This is a genomic window from Alteromonas sp. AMM-1 (assembly GCF_047290655.1).
GTDB classification, from domain to species: Bacteria; Pseudomonadota; Gammaproteobacteria; order Enterobacterales; family Alteromonadaceae; genus Alteromonas; species Alteromonas mangrovi.
The window spans coordinates 1-3,854 of the sequence record NZ_JBLBUE010000242.1; the positions used below are offsets into that span (position 1 = coordinate 1).

3 protein-coding genes are annotated in these 3,854 nt (G+C 45.8%); all 3 read left to right on the forward strand.

What is annotated here, in order from left to right:
* The coding region (locus tag ACLR2L_RS19430) for a M16 family metallopeptidase (protein ID WP_413370574.1) at positions 1-997 on the forward strand (997 nt) is incomplete at its 5' end.
* 113 nt (positions 998-1,110) lie between these two features.
* On the forward strand, positions 1,111-2,697 hold the full coding sequence (gene gshA, locus ACLR2L_RS19435; RefSeq protein ID WP_413370576.1) for a glutamate--cysteine ligase: 1,587 nt from the start codon (positions 1,111-1,113) through the stop codon (positions 2,695-2,697).
* A gap of 83 nt (positions 2,698-2,780) precedes the next feature.
* A complete protein-coding gene (locus tag ACLR2L_RS19440) occupies positions 2,781-3,419 on the forward strand; it encodes a hypothetical protein (RefSeq protein WP_140956001.1) in 639 nt (212 codons plus the stop codon).
* Positions 3,420-3,854 lie beyond the last annotated feature (435 nt).

The following is a 3,854-nucleotide window of genomic DNA, read 5'->3' on the forward strand; positions in this document are numbered from 1 at the left end:
AAAAGAGAAATTATTCAGGCCCGCTTTTCTGGAAACCGATTTTAACCGGCTAAAACAGCAGGTAATCGATGGAATTAATTCGCAGGCAACCAATCCTTCAGCGCTGGCGGAGCGCGCAACATCGCTGGTGTTGTGGGGCAAGGAAAACCGCATCAGTTTGTCGCAAACAGGTACTGCTGACACCATTAGCAATATTACCCTGGAAGATGTGAAAACGTTTTATTCAACTTACTATGTACCAGCCAAAAGCACGCTGGTAATGGTGGGGGATGTTTCGCAGGAAAAACTGATCAGTCGGCTTGGCTTTTTAGCCGATTGGCAAGGACCTGACTACACCATTCCCGGTTACGGCAGTTTTCCTGAGTATCAGTCTAACCATATCTACCTGGTTGATGTACCAGGAGCCACGCAAAGTACGGTTCGAATGGTCTCCCGTTCGCTACCTTATGATGCAACTGGAGATTATTTTCACGCTCAACTGATGAACTTTCCATTGGGTGATGACTTTAATAGTCGTATTAACCAGAATTTGCGAGAAGATAAAGGCTATACCTATGGGGCTTATTCGTCATTTAATGGCGGTAAATCGCTGGGCTGGTTCGAGGCGGGTGCCGAGCTGAAGCAGCAGTACACTCAGGCCGGGATTCAGGAATTAATGAAGGAAATTAATCAGTACAAACAACAGGGGATCACCGAGGCCGAACTGTCGTTTATGCAAAATGCCTTTACCCTGAGTGAAGCACTGGAATACGAAACCCCGATGGACAAAGCCGCCTTTCTTCGGCGTTTGGTCGCCTATGATCTGCCCAGTAATTACAAACAAACGCAGAAGTCGATTATTCTGAATATTGCTAAACCGGAATTAGATAATATTGCAGGGCGTTTGCTTAATACCAATGACCTGCAAATTATCATTGTGGGTGACAAGCAAGTACTCAAACCGCAGTTAGACGCACTGGCTATGCCGGTTCATGAAGTGTCATTTGTCGGTGGATAACCATTTAAATTCAGATAATCAGGCATTAACACCAGCCATTTATTTGATAAGATACGGTCAGAATTAACCACTCCGCAGCAGGTGCGCTGCGGAGGTTTACCTGGATACTGACATTGCTTCCACTGACTTCAGATTTTACCTACGATATAGGCGCGTTAAGTGATCCCTCTGCCGTACACAGTTTTAACGGCATCAGACGCGGCGTAGAACGAGAATGTCTCAGAATTAACCCAGAGGGCACGCTTGCCCAAACGCCACACCCGCAGACTTTAGGGGCGGCACTTACCCACGACAGCATTACCACTGATTTCTCTGAATCACTGCTGGAGTTTATTACCCCTCCGGAAACTGACGCAGACAAAACCCTGGCGCAACTGGCCGATGTACACAAATTTACGCTTCAGCAATTAGGTGAAGAACGCGTATGGCCACTGAGCATGCCGTGCTTTATTAAAAATGAAGCGGAAATACCGATCGCGTATTATGGTGAATCGAACACTGGCAAAATGAAAAAAGCCTATCGTATAGGATTGCGCAATCGCTACGGTAGCATGATGCAGGCTATTGCCGGTGTGCATTTTAATTTTTCAGTGTCGGATAGCCTTTGGAAGCTGCTTGCGTCGCAGCAGAAGGCGCAGCCCACTCAGGATTGGATCTCGGCGCAGTATTTCAAACTAATTCGAAACTATCGCAGAACCTGCTGGCTGATCCCCTATTTGTTTGGGGCATCGCCCGCACTGTGCCGGTCTTTTGTTGCCGGTCGTGAACATGGTTTGGATTTCAAGCAATTAGGTAAAGGTACTTATTATCTGCCTTATGCCACGTCTCTGCGGATGAGCGGATTGGGGTACACCAGTACAGAACAGTCTTCACTGCGAATTTGTTACAACTCGCTGGATAATTACGTCCGGTTATTACGCCAGGCAATGTACCAGCCTTCAGTGCGTTACGCGGGTTTTGCCGCCGGTGAAGGTGGAAACTACCAGCAATTGAGCAAAAACGTGCTGCAAATCGAAAACGAATTCTATTCTCCCATTCGTCCAAAGCAGCCAACCAATACCATGGAAAAACCTACCGATGCACTGGCAACCCGCGGAGTAAAGTACATTGAGGTTAGGGCATTAGATGTTAACCCATTCAGTCCAACAGGTATTGCGCGCGAACAGATTGATTTCCTGGATGTATTTTTGATTAGTTGTTTGCTGATGGACAGCCCAGAGTTCACTGCTGAGCGTTACAAAGAAACCGAAGTAAACCTGAATCGCATTGTACTGGAAGGGCGCAAGCCAGGACTTACATTGTTAAATAACGATCAGGAAGTGAGCATGCAGAGCTGGGCTGAGCAATTATTTGCTAAATTTGGCACCGTAGCCCAGTTGTTAGATAAAGCTTACAACAGCAATTGCTATAGTCTGGCTATCGAGCGGGAATGGCAAAAAATCACCGACCCGGATAAAACTTTTTCAGGCCGTTGGTTAAATAAACTGCTCGCCGAGGGTGACAACGCCGTAGTGGGTCGCACTTTGGCCGATACATATCGCAACGAAATTAAGGCGTTCGATTATACTTATAAGTCGGAAGCTGACTTTGTTGAAGAGGCGGCTCAATCTCTGATTGCACAAAAAGACATTGAGGCCGCGGATACCGTGTCTTTTGATACGTTTATACAGGAGTATTTTGCCCGTCCGCCACAAAATTAGGGCAAAAAAATGCCTGACGCGGGTCAGGCATAAAGAATTCGTTCCAGGGAAACACACATTCGGAACACTAGGTTGGACAATGTATGTACAAAAAGTTCAAACAATTTTGTATTTTTTTTTCAGGTTGGGTGGTTTTTATTCCGCTGATATTGGTGGGATGTGCCACAACACCACCGAAAGACACCAGCAACCTGTGTGAAATATTCTACGAAAAGGAAGATTGGTACGATGCCGCATCGGATATGCGTGACAAATGGGGAGTGCCCATTCACGTGCCCATGGCGATGATGTATCAGGAAAGTTCATTTCGCCACGACGCCTTGCCGCCACGGGATTATATCCTGTTTGGTTTAATTCCCTGGGGCAGGGTTAGTTCTGCCTATGGCTATTCGCAAGCTAAAACCCCCACCTGGAGCGATTATATTCGCGAAACGGGCAACAGCGGTGCCAATCGCGACGATTTTGACGATGCCATGGATTTTATGGGCTGGTTTATCAGTAAAACACACACCGTGAACGGTATCTCGAAGTGGGATGCCTATGCCCAGTACCTTAACTACCACGAGGGGTGGGGCGGTTATCGTAAAAAAACGTACAACAACAAAGCCTGGTTAAAACAAGTGGCTAATCGCGTTAAAGAGCGCTCATTGCGTTATGCCGGTCAATTAAAAGGCTGCGAGGACGATTTACAAAAAGGCTGGTTCTGGAAATTGTTTGATTAGTTATAAACGACAAGAAAAATCGGGCAGGCAAAATGCCTGCCCAGAAAAGTGGGTATCTGCCCAAGACCGTCAATCATCAGATACCCAACAGGCATATCTACCGTAATCTAAATGATAATTATTATCAAGTAGTCATTGGGTTTTTCTTTTATTTTTTTCATATCTCTTTATTTGGCTCCGGAGTGGGCCAGTTTTCGGCGCTGCCATCACTGAATTTTTGGCAATTAAACAGGCTGTCTTTATCGTCAAGTAATGTTGGTACAGCGGTTTTTTAAGGAATAAGTTCCAACGTTTGATCTACATCATACTGCGGTGCGCGCGGGCTTTTAGGGATTGATTTAGATCAGCATTTTTTATGTCTGAAAGAGGCACACTTTAGCCATAGAAATTGCAAAAAAAGGTGAACGTTATGTGGAGTATGTTATTAAAAGATCC